The following is a 15,237-nucleotide window of genomic DNA, read 5'->3' as shown; positions in this document are numbered from 1 at the left end:
CTAGTCGCTGCCCTCGTACTTGAACGACACCCGCACCTTGGCGCGGTAGGCGAGCACGCTTCCGCTCTCGAGCTGCATGTCGAGCTCCACCACCTCGGCCACGCGGAGGTCGCGGACCGACTGGGCGGCGCGGCCGACCGCCGCCGCGGCCGCCTTCTCCCACGATTCCTCGCTGGTCCCGACGAGCTCGATGACCTTGTAGACGCTCTCTGCCATGTGAGTACCTCCTGGGCGGGCGGTGAGTCGACCGACCCCGACGCCCGCCCCGCCATTCTTCGCGCCGGGAGCCGCGAGAATCCACCTCGACGTCGGCCGACGATCAGTCGGCCAGCGCGACCTCGATGCGGTCCTGGGGCCAGTCGCGCGCCGACTGCAACGCCTCCGTGGCCTTGGTCAGCAGCTCGCCGGCCTCGAACGCGTGCGCCGGGTAGCAGGCGACGCCGGCCCGGTGGAGCTGGTGGGGCCGCTCGGCGATCAACACGCGACGGAGGCGCTCGACCGCCCAGATCGCCCCGTCGGGGTTGGTGTCCTCGAGGACGAGCCCGAACCGGCACCCCTCCATGCGGCAGACGATGTCGGACTCGCGCAGCACCCGCTGGATGGTGCGGGCCACGGGCACCGGGTCGGCCGGCGTGCCCTCGGCACCGGCCTTGCTCTCGGCCCCCTCGACCACCTCGAGTACCACCACCGCCACCGGACGGAGCTGGCGACGGGCACTGAGGATGCGACTGGACACGCTCAGGTCGAAGAACCGGGCGTTGTAGACACCGGTGACGGGGTCGGTGACGCCGTCGTCGTCGCCGGGCCGGGTGATCACCACCGGGGCCGGCGGGTGCACCACCACCAGCGCGACCACCGCAACCGCGACGGAGGCCAGACCGGCGACGGCGGCCGGCCACACCACGGCGGACACCAGCGCCACGGCGGCCGCCACCGCTCCGATCAGGCCGGCGGACCCGGCCAGCACCGCCAGTGCGCGTCGTCGAGCTCCCACGGCACCCACTATCGGCAGCCCCGAGCTCCGACTCAAGTGCGGGTGCGGGCCGGTCGCCTAGCGCGCCCGGTGCCGCTCGGCCAGATCGGCGATGTCGCTCATGATGCGCGTGAGCTGGAAGTCCTTGGGCGTGTAGACCGCGGCCACGCCCACGTCGGCGAGACGCGGCCGGTCGCCCTCGGGGATGATGCCTCCGACCACGACCGGCGCGTCGACGCCCTCGGCCCGCAGGAGGCGGAGCACCTCGGGTACCAGCTCGAGGTGGCTGCCCGACAGGATCGACAGACCGACCACGTCGACGTCCTCGTCCCGTGCCGCCGCCGCGATCTGCTCGGGCGTGAGCCGGATCCCCTGGTAGACGACCTCCATCCCGGCATCGCGAGCGGCCACGGCGATCTGCTCGGCGCCGTTGGAGTGGCCGTCGAGGCCCGGCTTGGCCACGAGGAACCGTGGCGGACCACCGGCCATGGCTCGCACGCGGGCGGCCACGTCCGCCAGCTCGCCGTTGCGCCGCCCGCCCGCGGCCGCCACCCCCGTGGGGGCGCGGAACTCGCCGAACACCTCTCGGAGCGCTCCGGCCCACTCGCCGGTGGTGCCCCCGGCGTGGGCGAGCGCGATGGTGGCGGGCATCACGTTCTCGCCGCTCTCCGCCACGCGGCGGAGCTCGTCGAGCGCCCGGCGGAACGCCCCGGCGTCGCGGCCGGCCCGCCAGGCCCGCACGTCGGCGATCATCTCCGCCTCGACGGCCGGGTCGACCTTCAGGATGCTCTCCTCGCCGCCCAGCGGCGAGGGGGCGGTCTCCACGAAGGTGTTCACCCCGACCACGGGCAGGTCGCCGCTCTCGATGCGCCGGGTGCGCTCGGCCAGGCTCCTCACCAGGCGGCCCTTCAGCTCGTCGATCGCCTCGAAGGCGCCGCCCAGGGCGAGCACGTCGTCGAGCTCGGCCCCGGCCGCTTCGACCAGCTCCGCGGTCCGGCCCTCCACCACCCGCGAGCCGTCGAAGATGTCGTCGTACTCGAGCAGGTCGGTCTCGAGGGCCAGCACCTGCTGCATCCGCAGCGACCACTGCTGGTCCCACGGCCGGGGGAGCCCCAGCGCCTCGTTCCAGGCCGGCAGCTGGATCGAGCGGGCACGCGCCTCCTTCGAGAGGGTGACGGCGAGCATCTCGAGCACGATGCGCTGCACGTTGTTCTCGGGCTGGGCCTCGGTGAGACCCAGGGAGTTCACCTGCACGCCGTAGCGGAAGCGGCGGAGCTTCGGATCGTCGACGCCGTAGCGATCGAGGGTGATCCGGTCCCAGAGCTCGGTGAAGGCCCGCATCTTGCAGGTCTCCTCCACGAAGCGGATGCCGGCGTTCACGAAGAACGAGATGGAGCCGACCACCGCGGGGAACCGGTCGGGCGGCACCTGGCCGGACTCGCGCACGGCGTCGAGCACGCCGATCGCCGTCGCCAGCGAGAAGGCGATCTCCTGCACGGGCGTGGCCCCCGCCTCCTGCAGGTGGTAGCTGCAGACGTTCATCGGGTTCCACGACGGGACGTGGCGGTTGCAGTACGCCACCATGTCGACGATCAGCCGGCGGCTCGGCAGCGGCGGGAAGATGTACGTGCCCCGGCTCAGGTACTCCTTGACGATGTCGTTCTGGGTGGTGCCGCGGAGCCGCTCGCTGGCCACCCCCTCTTCCTCCGCGTGGGCCACGTACAGCCCGAGGAGCCACGCCGCGGTGGCGTTGATCGTCATCGACGTGTTCATGTCGCCGACGGGGATGCCGTCGAGCAGCGCCCGCATGTGCCCGAGGTGGACGACGGGCACGCCCACCTTGCCGACCTCGCCCCGCGCCAGCTCGTCGTCGGGGTCGTAGCCGGTCTGCGTCGGCAGGTCGAACGCGATCGACAGGCCGGTCTGACCCTTGGCCAGGTTGGTGCGGTACAGCTCGTTGGACGCCCGGGCGGTGGAGTGACCCGAGTACGTCCGCATCAGCCAGGGCTTGTCCTTGCGAGGAGCGTCGGCCATGGCGTCATTGTCCTCTCAGGTGCCAGGGCCCCGCCAGCTGCAGGGCCTCGCGGAGCAGCTCCAGGTAGCGGGCGCGGGGCACGGCGACCGCTCCGAGCGTCACCAGGTGCGGGGTGACCCACTGCACGTCGAGCAGGCCGCCCCCTCCTTCGCGCAGCAGCTCCACCAGCGCGACCAGCGCCACCTTCGAGGCGTCGGTGCGGCGGTGGAACATCGACTCGCCGGCGAAGAGCCCGCCGATGCCCACGCCGTAGAGACCGCCCGCCAGCTCACCGTCGCACCAGGCCTCGACCGAGTGGGCCCAGCCCAGCCGGTGCAGCTCGCCGTAGGCGGCAGCGACATCGGGGGTGATCCAGCCGTGGGGGCGGTCGGGATCGCCGCACGCCCCGACGACCTCGGCGAAGGCCGTGTCGACCCGCACCTCGTAGCGGTTGCACGCCCTGCGCAGCGAACGGCTCACGCGGAGCCCGTCGAGGGGGAGCACGCCGCGCGGGTCGGGCGACCACCAGGCCAGCGGCCCACGTCGCCCGAGCGGCATGGGGAACACCCCCCGCCGGTAGGCGGCCAGCAACGTGGCGGGCGCGAGGTCGGCGCCGATGCCGACCACACCGTCCTCGTCGGCGGAGCTCGGGTGGGGGAGCTCCCACCTCGACGGAGGTGGCTCGACGGGCACGACGGCGCGGAGGCCCCCCCGGCCCTCGCCGCCTACCTGCGGCTGTAGTCGAAGAAGCCGTCGCCGCTCTTGCGGCCCAGCTTGCCCGCCGCGACCATGCGGCGGAGCAGCGGCACCGGGGCGTAGTTCGGGTCGCGGAACTCGTCGTAGAGGGCGTCGAGGATCGCGAGCGAGGTGTCGAGACCCACCAGGTCGAGCAGGGCGAAGGGCCCCATGGGGAAGTTGCAGCCGCCCTTCATGGCGGTGTCGATGTCCTGCATGGCGGCCGTGCCGTTCTCGAGCATCCGCACGGCGTTGTTGAGGTACGGGAAGAGGAGGGCGTTCACGATGAAGCCGGCGCGGTCCTTGACCTCGACCGGGTCCTTCCCGCACGACTCGACGAAGGCGCGGGCGGCGGCGACGGTCTCGTCCGACGCGGTGAGCGGCCGGACCAGCTCCACCAGCGACATCATCGGCGCCGGGTTGAAGAAGTGGACGCCCAGCACCCGGTCGGGCCGGCCGGTCTCGACCGCCATCTCGACCACGGGGAGGGTGGACGTGTTGGTGGCCAGGATCGCCTCGGGCTTGCAGTGGTGGTCGAGCTCGAGGAACAGGTGCTTCTTCACGTGGAGGTCCTCGATGACCGACTCGACGACCAGGTCGCAGTCGGCCAGGTCGTGGATGGCCGACGTGGCCGTCACCCGGCCGAGCGCGGCGTCGGCCTCGCCCTGCTCGAGCTTGCCCCTCTCGACCTGCTTGACCAGCGACCGCTCGAGCCCGCCCAGCATGGCGTCGGCCGTGGCCTGCTGCCTCGACCGCAGCACCACCTCGTGGCCGGCCTTGGCCGCCACCTCGGCGATGCCCGAGCCCATGATCCCCGACCCCACGATGCCCACCCGCTTGATCGTCATGGGCGGAGGTTACCGAGCGGTAGGGTTCCGGCTCCAACCGGCCGGGCCGGGGGGCCGGCGCTCAGTCGGCGCAGGGCACCAGCACGACGGGCCGGGTGCTGTGGTGCGCCACCTTCTGGGCCACGCCCCCGAGGAAGCGGCCGCTGAAGCCACCGTGGCCGGCCACGCCGAGCACGATGAGATCGGCACCCTCGGCCTCGCCCGCCTTGAGCAGCTCGACGGCCGGGTGGCCCTCCGTCACCCGGGTGGTGACCCGGGCGCCGGCGGCGCGCAGCGGGTCGGTCCACTCGTGGTCGAGCATGCCCTGCACCCGCTCGCGCAGCGTGTCGGTGTCGATCTGCATGGCGGCCAGGCCCCAGTCGCCCGAGGACGACATCACGTAGACGACGGTGACCTCGACCTCGGTCTCACGGGCAAACCCGGCCACCCACTCGCGGGCGCAGGTGGCGCCGGCCGAGTCGTCGAACCCCAGCACGATCTTGCGCATGCATGCTCCCGAGGTCGGGCCCGCCAGTGCACGAGCCGCTCCCGGGCTTCCTAGCCGAGACGGTGGGAGCGCGACAACACCACCGGGCCCGTCGCCGCCCGATCGTCCCCCGTTCACCTGCCCGCAGCCGCGACGTCACGATCCCCCGGTACCGTCGGACGGTGCCTCACGACGCCTCCACCGCCGTCGTCGCGCCCGAGCGGCGCATCGCCCTCGACGCCGTGTTCAACTTCCGCGACCTGGGCGGCTACCCCACCGACGACGGACGCCGCACCCGCTGGCGCACGCTCTACCGTGCCGACGGCCTGCACCGCCTCACCCCGGCCGACGTGGATCGGGTGCGCGGCCTCGGCGTGCGCACCGTGATCGACCTGCGCAGCCCCGGCGAGATCGAGGAGCGTGGCCGCTTCCCGGTCGACGGCGGGCCCGTCCGCTATCACCACCTGCCGATCCTCGACATCCTGTGGGACCCCGAGGGCGTGCCGGCCGAGCCGCCCGACGACTTCGTGGCCGGGCTCTACCTGGACATGCTCAGGAGCGGCGCGGGGGCGATCGCGGACGCCCTGCGGATCCTGGCCGACCCGGCCAGCCACCCGGCCGTGTTCCACTGCGCCGCCGGCAAGGACCGCACCGGGGTGCTGGCAGCCGTGGTCCTCGGCCTGCTCGGCGTGCCCGACGCCGTGATCACCGACGACTACGCGCTCAGCAAGGAGGCGGTGGTGCTCTGGCTCGAGTGGATCCGGGCGCAGGCGCCCGATGGCGCGGCCCCGCTCGACCGCCAGCCCAAGGTGTTCCTCGAGGCCGACCCGGCCACGATGGCCACCCTCCTGCAGGCGATCCGCGCCGAGCACGGGTCCGTCCGGGGCCTGGCCACCAGCCTCGGGGTCGGCCGCGAGGTCGTCGACGGCCTCCGGAGGAACCTGCTCGAACCGGCCTGATCATCGGCCCACTAGGGTCGGGCCCGATGCTCCGAACCCTGGCGGTCGCGCCCGGCCCGGCCGAGGTGGTGCTGGGCGAGCACCTGGCCCGGCTGACGGCCGGCGCCGAGGGACGCGTGCTGGTGCTCGGGGGCGGGCTGGCCGTCGCAGCCGTCGAACGGCTCGTGCGGGTGCCGGCGGTGCGGGCCGTCGACGTGCTGGTGGCCACCCCGGTCGACGAGCGGCTGCTCGTCGCCCCCGACGGGGAGGTACCCGTACGGGCGTGGGGGCAGGGCCAGGTCGACACGGTGATCAGCGCGTTCGGCCTGGCCGCCGCGAGCGACGCCGTGGCGCTCCTCGCCACCGTGACCCCCCTCCTGGCCGCCGGTGGTCGCGTCCGGTTCCTCGAGCCCGCTCCCGCCCGGGGGCTGGCAGGCCGCCTGGAGCGCGCCCTCGCTCCGGTGTGGACCGCCGTCGGGCCGCGCCGGCCCACCGGCGCGCCGTGGCGTCCCGGCATCGACGTGCCCGCCGCGATCCGGCGGGCCGGTCTCACGATCACCGACATCGAGAGGTTCACCATGCCCACCCTGGTCGTGCCCCTCCGCCACGTCGCCCTCGGCGTGGCCCGTCGCACCCCCACGGGGCGGACCCGATGAGCGGTCTGCTGGCCCTGGTGGGCGGCCGCGAGTTCGGCGACGGCTGCACCTTCGACCGCCAGCTGCTCGCCGCCAGCGGCGGCACCGAGGTGGTGCTGCTGCCCACCGCGGCCGCCTTCGAGCACCCCGACCGCATCGTGGCCGCAGCCACCGCCCACTTCGCGCCGCTCGGCGGCACGGTGCGGGCCCTCCAGGTGCTGGGTCGCCACGACGCGGTCGACGACGCCAACGTCGCAGCCGTGCGTGCCGCACGGTTCGTGTACCTCAGCGGCGGCTCCCCGATGCACCTGCGCTCGGTGCTCAAGGACTCCCCGGTCTGGGAGGCGCTCCTCGCCGCCTGGCACGAGGGCGCCGTGGTGGCCGCCGCCGGTGAGGCGGCCGGCGTGCTGTGCGACCCGCTCGTCGACCCCCGGGGCGGTGCCTTCACCGTCGGCCTGGGCCTGGTCGAGCAGCTCGCCGTCATCGCCCACCACGACCGCTGGCCGGAAGATCGCCGCAAGCGCACCCTGGAGCTCGCCCCCCCAGGCGTGCCCCTCGTCGGCATCGACGACCAGACGGCCGCGATCCGACAGCTCGACGGCACCTGGCTGGCGGCGGGTGTCGGCCAGGTGGTGGTCTACATCGACGGCGTCGAGGTCGGCCTCGACGCGCTCCGCGACTGAAGAGAGGCACTGCCATGTACCAGTGGTCCGACGAGCACCTGATGGTCCGCGACGCCGTGCGGCGGTTCGTGGAGGAGGAGATCCGGCCCCGCCGCGACGAGCTCGAGTTCGGCGACGTGCCGCCCTACGACCTGCTGCGCAAGCTCCTCCACACCTTCGGCATGGACGCCATGGCCCGCGAGCGGTTCAAGCACCAGATCGAGCGGGAGCGCCTGGCCCAGGAGGCCACGGCCCGTGGCGAGGAGCAACCGCCCCGCAGGTCGGCCGAGGGGGCCGACGGGGGCGCGCTCACCCTCATCCCGATCATCGAGCTGTGCCGTTGCTCGCCGGGCATGGTCACGGCCATGGGCGTGAGCATGGGCCTCACCGCCGCGGCAATCATGTCGAAGGGCACGATCGCGCAGAAGGAGCGGTGGGGCCTCGACCTGCTCACCATGGACAAGATCGGCTCCTGGGCCATCACCGAGCCCGGCTCGGGGTCCGACGCCTTCGGCGGCATGAAGTCCACCGCCCGGCGCGACGGCGACGAGTACGTGCTCAACGGCTCGAAGACGTTCATCACCAACGGGCCCTACGCCGACACCATCGTGTTCATCTGCAAGCTCGACGAGGGCAACGACGCCAAGGACCGCAAGGTCCTCAGCTTCGTCCTCGACCGGGGCATGCCCGGTCTCGAGCAGTCGAAGCCGCTCCGCAAGATGGGCATGCACTCGTCGCCCACCGGCGAGCTCTTCCTCACCGACGTGCGCGCCGGCCGCGACCGGCTGATCGGGGAGACCGAGGACGCGCCGGCTCGCTCGGGCGCCAAGGACACGTTCTCGATGGAGCGCACCGGCGTGGCCGCCATGGCCCTCGGCATCGTCGAGCGCTGCCTCGAGCTGTGCGTGGCCTACGCCAGGGACCGGGTGCAGTTCGGTCGGCCCATCGGCGAGTTCCAGCTGATCCAGCTGAAGCTGGCCAAGATGGAGGTCGCCCGCCTGAACCTGCAGAACCTGGTGTTCCGCCAGATCGAGATGGGGGGCGACGGCACCGGCATGGACCTGACCGAGGCGTCGGCCTGCAAGCTGTACGGCGCCCAGACGGCCACGGAGGTGGCGCTGGAGGCGGTGCAGCTGTTCGGCGGCAACGGCTACATGGCCGAGTTCGAGGTGGAGCAGCTCTGCCGCGACGCCAAGGTGCTGCAGATCTACGCCGGCACCGACGAGATCCAGGTGAGCCAGATCGCCCGCAACCTGCTGGCGGCGGGCGCCTGACCTACGACTCCTCGATCGTCACCGAGGTGATCGTGACCGGCGGGTTCGGCGCGCCACCGAGGGGGTTGCCCGGGTCGGCCTGGTGGGAGGCCAGGATCTGCTGCACCACGTCGAGGCCCTCGGACACGGTGCCGAACACGACATAGGTGCCCTGGGCGTCGAGGGCGGCCGCGTTGGGGCCGGCCACGAAGAAGAACTGGCCGCCCGCGCTGTCGGGGTCGGCACTCCGCGCCATCACCAGCTGCCCCGCCTCGTACGTGTAGGGCCCGCCCTCGTCGGGGATCGTGTACCCGGGCGACGCGGTGTTGTCGGCGCCGCCGCCCTGGATGATGTCGATGGAGGGGTCGGTGCGGAAGATCGGCGTCCCGTCGTAGTAGTGGAAGCGGGCCAGGTTCACGAAGTTGTTGGCGGTGCCGGGCGTGTTCGCGGTGTCGAGGGCCACGCGGATCGGGCCAGCGGTGGTGTCGAACACCGCCGTGTACTGCTTGGCCGGGTCGATGCACCGCTCCGGCGCGTCCGCGAAGTCGGTGGTCCTGGGGGCCGACCCGTCGGCCGGCGCGCACGCGCCGGTGCCGTAGGCGAAGGCGTCCTCGGCGAGCGTGGTGCTGCTGGCGTCCTCGGCCGTGGTTTCCGTGGTGACCGTGTCGTCGTCGCCACCCACCATGCGGCTCACCACGAAGGCCACCACGAGGAAGGCGACGAGGAGCAGGCCGAGGTTGATGAAGAGGCGCTTGCGCCGCGCCTTGGCGGCCGCCTCCTCGGCGGCCTGCAGACGCATCTGACGGCCCTGCTTCTGGCGCTCACGCTTGGAGGTGCCCACGGGGGCGACACGGTAGCAACGGCGGCGGCGGGCGCGGCTACCGTCGGCACCCGTGCCCCTCGTGGTCCAGAAGTACGGCGGCACCTCGGTGGCCGACCCCGAGCGGATCCGCGCCGTGGCCGACCACGTGGTGCGCACGCGCCGCCGGGGCAACGACGTGGTGGTGGTGGTCAGTGCCATGGGCAAGAGCACCGACGAGCTCATCCGCCTGGCCAACGAGGTGGCCGCCGAGCCCAGCCCCCGCGAGATGGACATGCTGCTCACGGCCGGTGAGCGCATCTCGATGGCCCTGCTCGGCATGGCCATCGAGGGCATGGGCGAGCCGGCCCAGAGCTTCACCGGCAGCCAGGCCGGCATCGTCACCGACACCACCCACGGCAAGGCCAAGATCCTCGAGGTGAAGGGTGACCGCATCCGCGAGGCCCTGGTCACGGGCCACATCGCGGTCGTCGCCGGCTTCCAGGGCGTCTCCACCGCCAAGGACATCACCACCCTGGGTCGGGGCGGGTCCGACACCACCGCGGTCGCGCTGGCCGCAGCCCTGGACGCCGACGTGTGCGAGATCTACACCGACGTCTCCGGGGTGTTCACCGCCGACCCGCGGGTCGAGCCCCGGGCCCGGCGCCTGCCGAGGGTGTCGTTCGAGGAGATGCTCGAGATGGCGGCCACCGGGGGGCGGGTGCTCGCCCTTCGCTCGGTGGAGTTCGCCCGAAACCACAACGTGCCGCTCCACGTCCGGTCCAGCTTCACCTGGGAGCCGGGCACCTGGGTGACCGAGGAGGTCCCGTCGATGGAGGCCGCGATCATCTCCGGGGTCACGCACGACACGTCGGAGGCCAAGCTCACCATCACCGGCGTACCCGACGAGCCCGGCATCGCCGCCCGGCTGTTCCGGGCGCTGGCCGACCAGGCGATCAACGTCGACATGATCGTCCAGAACGTGTCGATCGCCGGCATCACCGACATCTCCTTCACGGTGCCGATGGCCGACGTGCCCACGGCCACCCGCATCACCCAGGCCCTGGCCGGCGAGATCGGGGCCAGCGGCGTCACGGTCGACGAGAGCATCGGGCGGGTGAGCCTGGTGGGGGCGGGCATGAAGACCCACCCCGGCATCGCCGCCACCGTCTTCGAGACGCTCGCCGACGCCGGGGTGAACATCGAGATGATCTCGACGTCGTCGATCCGCATCTCGTGCGTCGTGCGCACCGACAAGGTCGAACCGGCCGTGCGCGCCCTGCACGAGGCGTTCCGGCTCGACGAGCCCCCGGCGTCGGCCTGACGACCACCGGCCCGGTGGGGGTCAGGTGGTTGGTGGGGGGCGGCCGAGGAGGCGTTGGTGCAGGGCGGGTCGGGTGGTGCCGATGAGCCGCCCGCGCTGGTCTCGCCACTCGAGGTGGTGGTCGGCGTTGCCGGTGAGGGTGAAGCCGTCGAGGTGGATGCGCTGGTGGTGGTGCCAGCACAGCCCGGCCAGGTTGGCCTTGTCGGTGGGCCCGCCGTGCTCGTAGAACTCGACGTGGTGGAGGTGCACGGCGGGGCGGTCGCAGCCCGGCACCCGGCACCTGTGGTCGCGGTCGAGCACGGCGCGGGCCAGCCAGGCGGGGACGTTGCGTGACGCCGGCCGATGCCGATGGGCCGGCCGGTCAGCGGGTCGTCGACGTGCACCTCGAGGTCGCCGTCGCACAGCAGGCCCGACAGGACCTGGCGGGCCAGGGGGGTCAGGGTCTCGGCCAGGGTGGCGGGGGTGTCGGCCTCGCCGGTGAGCTGGTCGGGGGTGGCGTGCACGACGATGGTGGCCCGCCGGGCCCTGGTCCCCTCGGGGGGCTGCTGGGCGGCCCGTTGGCAGAGCGCGTCGGCCATCCGGGCGCCCCAGTGGTCGAGGGTGTCGGCCACCGCGTCGGCCGCCACATCGGCGGCCAGCGGCTCGAGCAAGGCGCGCAGCAGCGCCCCCTCGGCCACCGGGACACGGCCGGTGATGCGGGTCTCCTGGTCGTCGTCGCGCAGGCGCAGGCACCGGCGGGCCCGGGCGTCGACCAGCTGGGCCCTCGACGGGGGGCCGCAACGACCGGGCCAGGGCCTCGAGCTCGTGGACGGACCGTCCGACGGCCCCGTCGGCCCACGCCCGCTCGGTGTCGGGGGTGACGAACCGCACCAGCTGGGCGACCTGATCGAACGACAGCACACCCGACCCGAAGGCGTCGGCCACAGCGGGCAGCCCACCGAGGGCCACGGCCACGTCGACGTGCCGGCGGGCGGTGGGCCGCGAGCAGGTGGTGGCCATCATCAGCCAGTCGACCGGGGCGGCGCAGCCATCGACCACGTGCCCGCAGCGGCGGGCCAGCTCGGCCACCGCGGCCAGCTGCTCGCGTCGCAGACCGGCCATCGCCGCCTCCAGCCGGCGGATCCCATCGGCCAGCTCGTCGAGCGTGCCGCGGGCCCAACGATCCTCGGGCCCCTCACCCAACGCACCCCAGACGGGACCGCCACCCGGATCGCCCGACCCGGCACCGTCGAGGAGCGGGTCGTGCACACCGATCGCCATGCCAGCACCTCCCGGGGCGCCCACCAGCACTGAACAGGCCAGGCGAACCCGGCGATCAGGGAAGCACCATCACCCTACGACCCACCTGTGTCACCCACCCTCGGAGCCCACCGCCGCTCGGCACGCACGTGGAGCCAGGGTCGGCGCCCCAAACCGGCCGGCTCCGCCGGGTGCGGCCGGTAGCCTGGCCGCCATGCGCGTCGGAGTGGTCGGGGCCACGGGCCTCGTGGGTGGTGTCATGCGCTCGGTGCTGGCCGAGCGCCGGTTCCCGGTGGAGCAGCTCCGGCTGTTCGCCTCGTCCCGCTCGGCCGGCCGCACCCTGCCGTGGGCGGGCGCCGAGGTCACCGTGGAGGACGCGGCCACCGCCGACTACACCGGCCTCGACGTGGTGCTGTTCTCGGCCGGGGCGACCACCTCGCGGGCCCTGGCCCCGAGGGTGGCCGAGGCGGGCGCCACCGTGATCGACAACTCCTCGGCCTGGCGCAGGGACCCCGACGTGCCGCTCGTCGTGGCCGAGGTGAACCCGCACGCCCTCGACCTGATCCCCAAGGGGATCGTGGCCAACCCCAACTGCACGACCATGGTGGCCATGCCGGTGATGAAGCCGCTCCACGCCGAGGCCGGCCTCACCCGGATGGTCGTGAGCACCTACCAGGCGGTCTCCGGGGCGGGTGTCGCCGGGGTGAGCGAGCTCGACGAGCAGGTGCGCAAGGTGGCCGACCGGGCCGTCGGCCTGGCCGAGTCGGGCACCGCCGTCGACTTCCCGCCCCACAGCAAGTTCGCCGCCACCATCGCCTTCAACGTGCTCCCGTTCGCCGGCAACCTGGTCGACGACGGCAGCGAGGAGACCGACGAGGAGCAGAAGCTCCGCTCCGAGAGCCGCAAGATCCTCGAGATCCCCGACCTGGCCGTGTCGGGCACGTGCGTGCGGGTGCCGGTCTTCACCGGCCACTCCCTGTCGATCAACGCCCAGTTCGAGCGCGAGCTCACGCCCGACCGGGCCCGCCAGCTGCTGGCCGAGGCCCCCGGCGTGGCCCTGGCCGACATCCCCACCCCGCTGCTCGCCGCCGGTGTCGACCCCACCTTCGTGGGTCGCATCCGGCGCGACCCCGGCGTCGAGCACGGCATCGCGCTGTTCCTCTCGGGCGACAACCTCCGCAAGGGGGCCGCCCTCAACGCGGTGCAGATCGCCGAGGAGCTCGTCCGCCGTCAGGGCTGATCAGCAGCGGCAGGGAACGGCGCTGCACCGCGGACAGCCCCCGGCGTACCGGGCGGCCGCGTCCTCGAACCGCAGGCCGAGCTGGTCGGCCAGCGAGGCCAGCCAGGCCAGCACGTCGCCCAGCTCGTGGAGCTGCTCGGCGGGCGTCCCCTTCCGCACCGCCTTGGCCAGCTCGCCCATCTCCTCGGCCAGCCAGGCCACCGTGGCGGGCACACCCCGCGCCCGGTCGCGGGCACCGTAGGTCTGCGCCATCAGGTCCTGGAACCCCGCCAGCGTGGTGTGGTCGGGCGGCCCGGGCGGCGGGTCGGGAGGCGGGGCCACGTCCGCAGGCTAGAGCCGGCGGCCCGGCGGGACCGCACGCCCCACGACGCCTACGCTGCCCGCGGTGGCGGTGGCGATCCAGGTCGACGGGCTCACCAAGCGCTACGGCGACCTGCTGGCCGTCGACGACGTCTCCTTCCACGTCGACGAGGGCGAGATCTTCGGGGTGATCGGCCCGAACGGCTCGGGCAAGACCACCACCGTCGAGTGCGCGCAGGGCCTGCGCCGCCCCGACGCCGGCGCCATCCGGGTGGCCGGCCTCGACCCGCGGAGAGAGCCAGCCGCGCTCCGCCGCATCGTCGGCAGCCAGCTCCAGGAGTCGGCCCTCCCCGACCGCATCAGGGTGCGCGAGGCGCTGGCCCTGTTCGCGAGCACGGGGCCCGGCGCGGGGAGCTGGCAGCACCAGCTCGAGCGCTGGGGCCTGGCCGACAAGCGGGAGGCCACCTTCGCCAGCCTCTCGGGCGGCCAGCGGCAGCGGCTGTTCATCGCGCTGGCGCTCGTCCATGACCCGCGGGTGGTGTTCCTCGACGAGATGACGACCGGGCTGGATCCCGCCGCCCGGCGTCAGGCCTGGGACCTGGTGGAGGGCATCCGCACCGACGGCACGACGGTGGTGCTCGTCACCCACTTCATGGACGAGGCCGAACGGCTGTGCGACCGGCTGGCGGTGTTCCGGGACGGGCGCATCGTGGCCACCGACACGCCCGCCGGGCTGGTGGCTGCACAGGGCGGCCAGACGGTGGTTCGGGTGCGCCTGCCCGGGCCGGGGCCGGGGCCGGGGCCGGGGCCGGGACCGGGCCCGGGAACGGGAACGGGACCGGGCGGGCCGCCCCCACTCGACCGGGCGCCCGGCGTGCGGCAGGTGGAGTGGGAGGGCGACGTGCTGACGGTGACCGGTGAGGGGCCGGTGGCCGCCCACGTCGGGCACGCCCTGGTGGCCGCCGGGTGGGAGCCCCTCGAGTTCCACGTGCGCGAGCCGTCGCTCGAGGACGTGGTGCTCCGCCTGGCCGGGCCCACGGCGAGCGGCTCGTGACGCTGCTGGCCCAGGTGCGGCGACTCGCGGCCGTCGAGCTGCGCCTGTTCCTGCGCGAGCCGGTGAGCGTGGTGTTCGCCGTCGCCCTGCCCGTGGTGCTCCTCGTGGTGCTGGGCGGGGTGTTCGGCGACGTCCCCGACCCGGGCGTGTACCGGGGGGTCGGGCCGATGACCTTCTATGCGCCCGCCTACGTCGGGCTGGTGATGGCGTCGGTGGGGCTGGTGACGCTGCCGGCCCACCTGGCCGGCTACCGCGAGAAGGGCGTGCTGCGCCGGTTCCACGCCTCGTCGTTCTCGGCCGGCGCGGTGCTCGGCGCCCAGGTGCTGGTGACGTTCGTGGTGGCCCTCGTCGGCGGCCTGGTCGTGGTGGTGCTGTGCGCGACGGCCTATGGCGCCGACCTGGCCGAGCAGTGGCCGGGCGTGGCCGTGGCCTTCGTGGCCGGCGCCCTGTGCTTCGCCGCCGTGGGCGTGCTGCTCGGCGCGGTGCTGGACACGGCCCGCGCCGCGCTCGGTGTCGGGGTGCTGCTCTGGTTCGTGATGCTGTTCATCTCCGGCGCCGGCCCCCCGCCGGAGGTGCTCTCGAGCGGGATGCGGGCGGCCGGTGCGCTGATGCCCCTGACGTACGTGGTGACCGCGCTGCAGGATCCCTGGCTCGGGGCGGGATGGAGCTGGGGCTCCCTGGCCGTCATCGTCGCCATCACCGCGGGCTGCTGGGCCCTGGCCGTCCGGCTGCTGCGCTGGGAGTGACCGGCGTCCGG

17 protein-coding genes and 1 pseudogene are annotated in these 15,237 nt (G+C 73.6%); 8 read left to right on the top strand and 10 right to left on the bottom strand.

Annotated features, from left to right (window positions below; genetic code table 11):
* From IPM45_11190 to IPM45_11165, 6 genes are all read right to left on the bottom strand, one after another.
* Window positions 1-216, bottom strand: a complete 216-nt coding sequence (locus IPM45_11190; protein ID MBK9180107.1) for a dodecin domain-containing protein — start codon at window positions 214-216, stop codon at window positions 1-3.
* Between the two features lie 103 nt (window positions 217-319).
* Window positions 320-994 carry a diguanylate cyclase gene (locus IPM45_11185; protein MBK9180106.1) on the bottom strand — a complete coding sequence of 225 codons (675 nt, stop codon included), beginning with the start codon at window positions 992-994 and terminating at the stop codon, window positions 320-322.
* A gap of 57 nt (window positions 995-1,051) precedes the next feature.
* Window positions 1,052-3,007, bottom strand: coding sequence for a protein meaA (locus tag IPM45_11180; protein ID MBK9180105.1), 1,956 nt, complete (start codon window positions 3,005-3,007; stop codon window positions 1,052-1,054).
* Window positions 3,008-3,011: 4 nt separating this feature from the next.
* Window positions 3,012-3,680 (bottom strand): leucyl/phenylalanyl-tRNA--protein transferase, encoded by a 669-nt coding sequence (locus tag IPM45_11175; protein MBK9180104.1) that lies wholly within the window; start codon window positions 3,678-3,680, stop codon window positions 3,012-3,014.
* A 32-nt stretch (window positions 3,681-3,712) separates the two neighbouring features.
* Window positions 3,713-4,570 (bottom strand): 3-hydroxybutyryl-CoA dehydrogenase, encoded by an 858-nt coding sequence (locus tag IPM45_11170; protein MBK9180103.1) that lies wholly within the window; start codon window positions 4,568-4,570, stop codon window positions 3,713-3,715.
* Between the two features lie 61 nt (window positions 4,571-4,631).
* Complete coding sequence (locus IPM45_11165; GenBank protein ID MBK9180102.1) at window positions 4,632-5,057, bottom strand: universal stress protein; 426 nt, start codon at window positions 5,055-5,057, stop codon at window positions 4,632-4,634.
* A gap of 161 nt (window positions 5,058-5,218) precedes the next feature.
* On the opposite strand from IPM45_11165, the gene IPM45_11160 reads away from it, so the two are divergent.
* From IPM45_11160 to IPM45_11145, 4 genes are read left to right on the top strand one after another with little or no spacing between them, the layout of a single operon-like run.
* The gene (locus IPM45_11160; GenBank protein ID MBK9180101.1) at window positions 5,219-5,995 is read left to right on the top strand and encodes a tyrosine-protein phosphatase; all 777 of its coding nucleotides are present in this window, start codon (window positions 5,219-5,221) and stop codon (window positions 5,993-5,995) included.
* Window positions 5,996-6,021: 26 nt separating this feature from the next.
* On the top strand, window positions 6,022-6,630 hold the full coding sequence (locus tag IPM45_11155; protein MBK9180100.1) for a hypothetical protein: 609 nt from the start codon (window positions 6,022-6,024) through the stop codon (window positions 6,628-6,630).
* Window positions 6,627-7,292 carry a Type 1 glutamine amidotransferase-like domain-containing protein gene (locus IPM45_11150; protein MBK9180099.1) on the top strand — a complete coding sequence of 222 codons (666 nt, stop codon included), beginning with the start codon at window positions 6,627-6,629 and terminating at the stop codon, window positions 7,290-7,292. Before IPM45_11155 ends, IPM45_11150 begins: the two co-directional genes overlap by 4 nt.
* Window positions 7,293-7,306: 14 nt before the next feature.
* The gene (locus IPM45_11145; protein MBK9180098.1) at window positions 7,307-8,545 is read left to right on the top strand and encodes an acyl-CoA dehydrogenase family protein; all 1,239 of its coding nucleotides are present in this window, start codon (window positions 7,307-7,309) and stop codon (window positions 8,543-8,545) included.
* A 1-nt stretch (window position 8,546) separates the two neighbouring features.
* Here the strand turns inward: IPM45_11145 and IPM45_11140 are convergent, their stop codons facing one another.
* On the bottom strand, window positions 8,547-9,365 hold the full coding sequence (locus IPM45_11140) for a peptidylprolyl isomerase (GenBank protein ID MBK9180097.1): 819 nt from the start codon (window positions 9,363-9,365) through the stop codon (window positions 8,547-8,549).
* 52 nt (window positions 9,366-9,417) lie between these two features.
* Between IPM45_11140 and IPM45_11135 the strand changes: the two genes are divergently transcribed.
* Window positions 9,418-10,647 (top strand): aspartate kinase, encoded by a 1,230-nt coding sequence (locus tag IPM45_11135; GenBank protein ID MBK9180096.1) that lies wholly within the window; start codon window positions 9,418-9,420, stop codon window positions 10,645-10,647.
* Between the two features lie 21 nt (window positions 10,648-10,668).
* On the opposite strand, the gene IPM45_11130 is transcribed toward IPM45_11135, so the two are convergent.
* Window positions 10,669-10,920, bottom strand: coding sequence for an HNH endonuclease (locus tag IPM45_11130; GenBank protein ID MBK9180095.1), 252 nt, complete (start codon window positions 10,918-10,920; stop codon window positions 10,669-10,671).
* Between the two features lie 53 nt (window positions 10,921-10,973).
* Window positions 10,974-11,585, bottom strand: a pseudogene (locus IPM45_11125) (DUF222 domain-containing protein).
* A 515-nt stretch (window positions 11,586-12,100) separates the two neighbouring features.
* Here IPM45_11125 and IPM45_11120 point away from each other — a divergent pair.
* The gene (locus IPM45_11120; protein ID MBK9180094.1) at window positions 12,101-13,126 is read left to right on the top strand and encodes an aspartate-semialdehyde dehydrogenase; all 1,026 of its coding nucleotides are present in this window, start codon (window positions 12,101-12,103) and stop codon (window positions 13,124-13,126) included.
* Here IPM45_11120 and IPM45_11115 read toward each other — a convergent pair whose 3' ends face one another.
* Window positions 13,127-13,378, bottom strand: coding sequence for a pyrophosphohydrolase (locus IPM45_11115; GenBank protein MBK9180093.1), 252 nt, complete (start codon window positions 13,376-13,378; stop codon window positions 13,127-13,129).
* A 133-nt stretch (window positions 13,379-13,511) separates the two neighbouring features.
* Here IPM45_11115 and IPM45_11110 point away from each other — a divergent pair, with 133 nt between their 5' ends.
* Entirely contained in the window at window positions 13,512-14,480 is a 969-nt protein-coding gene (locus IPM45_11110; protein ID MBK9180092.1) for an ABC transporter ATP-binding protein, read from the top strand.
* A complete protein-coding gene (locus IPM45_11105; protein MBK9180091.1) occupies window positions 14,477-15,226 on the top strand; it encodes an ABC transporter permease in 750 nt (249 codons plus the stop codon). Before IPM45_11110 ends, IPM45_11105 begins: the two co-directional genes overlap by 4 nt.
* Window positions 15,227-15,237 lie beyond the last annotated feature (11 nt).

The sequence above is a fragment of the Acidimicrobiales bacterium genome (assembly GCA_016716005.1).
In the GTDB taxonomy this organism is placed as follows: Bacteria; Actinomycetota; Acidimicrobiia; order Acidimicrobiales; family JADJXE01; genus JADJXE01.
Note: the sequence above shows the minus strand (reverse complement) of the source record. Positions and strands in the feature narration are given on the sequence as shown.